Origin of the sequence: Mycobacterium sp., from assembly GCF_035603715.1 — a bacterium.
GTDB lineage: Bacteria > Actinomycetota > Actinomycetes > Mycobacteriales > Mycobacteriaceae > Mycobacterium.
Window position 1 is genome coordinate 1 of sequence record NZ_DATNJW010000247.1, and the last position, 2234, is coordinate 2234.

Sequence of the window (2234 nt, forward strand, 5' to 3'; positions counted from 1 at the left end):
GAGGCGGCGCGCCGCGCGGCGCAGGCCGCCCATGAGGCCGGGCAGTATGCCCTGGAAGCCGAGGCCCTGCACCACGCCGCCCGCTTCGGGGATCGCACCGCGGCCGAGCCGTTGGTGGCCCTCGTTCCACGCCTGGACGGCACACTGGGCGAGCTGTATCTGCGCCACGCCGCCGCGCTCGCCGACGCCGACGCCGGCGCGCTCGACAAGTGCAGCGCGGATTTCGAAAAGGCCGGGCTGATCCTCTCGGCCGCCGACGCGGCGGCCCAGGCGGCGCCGCTGCACGACCAAGCCGGGCAGCGCCGTCGCAGCGCCGAATCCAGCGGGCGAGCCCTGCAGCTGGCCGCGCTGTGCGGCGGGGCGATCACTCCGGCGATCCGGTCCGCGACCCGCCCCCTGCCGCTGAGCCCCCGGGAACGCGAGATCGCCGCCCTGATCGCCGAGGGCCTGTCCAACCGCGAGATCGCCGAGAAGTTGCTGGTGTCGGTGCGCACCGTGGAAGGTCACATCTACCGCGCCTGCATCAAGCTCGACGTGTCCGATCGCGACGACCTGGCCGTCATCGTCTCGGCCACTTTGCAGTCGTAGACGCGGCCCCGGAACGGGCGGGTGAGGGCCGATCGGGCCCTAACCGGTAAGCTCTCGGTCATGCAGTTGGCCCTAGAGATCACCTTGGTCGTCACCAGCGTGCTGGTGGTGCTGCTGGTGCTACTGCACCGCGCCAAGGGCGGCGGCCTGTCCACGCTGTTCGGCGGCGGTGTGCAGTCCAGCCTGTCCGGGTCGACGGTGGTGGAGAAGAACCTGGACCGGTTGACGCTGTTCATCACCGCCATCTGGTTCGTCTGCATCATCGGCATGGCGCTGCAGATCAAGTACCGCTAACCCGTCGGCGGGCGGACTACCCGATCCGCACCGATACTGGGACGCATGGTTGAGGTCACCGATATCGCGCTAGAGCCGATCGGCGCTGTCCAACGGACGCTCGTCGGTCGGGAGGCCACCGAGCCGATGCGCGCCGACATCCGGCTGCTGGGCACGATCCTGGGCGACACCGTGCGCGAGCAGAACGGGCGCGAGGTGTTCGAGCTCGTCGAGCGTGCCCGGGTGGAGTCGTTTCGGGTGCGGCGCTCGGAGATCGACCGCGCCGAGTTGGCGCGGATGTTCGACGGGATCGACATTCACCAGGCGATCCCGGTCATCAGGGCCTTCAGCCACTTCGCGCTGCTGGCCAACGTCGCCGAAGACATCCACCGGGAGCGTCGGCGGGTGATCCACGTCGACGCCGGCGAGCCGCCACAGGACAGTAGCCTGGCCGCAACCTACGCGAAACTCGATCGTGCACAGCTTGATTCGGCCACGGTCGCCGAGGCGTTGCGGGGGGCTCTCGTCGCGCCGGTGATCACCGCCCACCCCACCGAGACCCGTCGGCGCACCGTGTTCGTCACCCAGCACCGGATCACCGCGTTGATGCGGCTGCATGCCGAAGGGCACACGGAAACCGACGACGGCCGCAACGTCGAACGCGAGTTGCGTCGCCAGGTCCTCACGTTGTGGCAGACCGCACTGATCCGGTTGTCCCGGTTGCAGATCACCGACGAGATCGAGGTGGGGCTGCGGTATTACGCGGCGGCGTTCTTCAAGGTGATTCCCCAGGTCAATGCCGAGGTCCGAGATGCGTTGCAGGCGCGTTGGCCCGATGCCGACCTGCTTTCCGGTCCGATGCTGCAGCCCGGCTCCTGGATCGGCGGTGATCGCGATGGCAATCCCAACGTGACCGGCGACGTGGTGCGCCAGGCCACCGGCAGCGCCGCATTTACCGCGTTGGCTCACTACTTGGCAGAACTCACCGCGTGCGAGCAGGAGTTGTCGTTGTCGGCCCGGCTCGTCTCGGTCACCCCCGAACTGGCCGAACTGGCCGAGGGTTGCCAGGAGAAAACCCGCACCGACGAGCCGTACCGCCGGGCGGTGCGGGTGGTCCGCGGCCGGCTCACCGCGACGGCCGCCGCGATCTTGGACCGGCAGCCCCAGGACGTGCTCGACCTGGGGCTGTCACCGTATGCCACCCCGGCCGAACTGCTGGCCGATCTCGACACCATCGACGGGTCACTGCGCGCCAACGGCAGTGCGCTGTTGGCCGACGATCGCCTGGCGCTGCTGCGAGAAGCCGTGCGTGTCTTCGGGTTTCATTTATGTGGACTCGATATGCGGCAGAACTCCGACGTGCACGAAGAGGT

General features: G+C 68.8%; 3 protein-coding genes. All 3 read left to right on the forward strand.

The annotated features are described in order from the left end of the window. The coding region (locus VN856_RS10455; RefSeq protein WP_325688668.1) for a helix-turn-helix transcriptional regulator at window positions 1-588 on the forward strand (588 nt) is incomplete at its 5' end. A 60-nt stretch (window positions 589-648) separates the two neighbouring features. Next, the gene (gene secG, locus VN856_RS10460) at window positions 649-882 is read left to right on the forward strand and encodes a preprotein translocase subunit SecG (protein WP_325688670.1); all 234 of its coding nucleotides are present in this window, start codon (window positions 649-651) and stop codon (window positions 880-882) included. A gap of 45 nt (window positions 883-927) precedes the next feature. Next, window positions 928-2234 (forward strand): phosphoenolpyruvate carboxylase (locus VN856_RS10465; RefSeq protein WP_325688672.1); only part of this gene is annotated, 1307 nt, incomplete at its 3' end.

Excerpts from the sequence above, each read along its gene's own strand:
- secG (WP_325688670.1), top strand. The coding sequence starts at position 649 with ATGCAGTTGGCCCTAGAGATCACCTTGGTCGTCACCAGCGTGCTGGTG.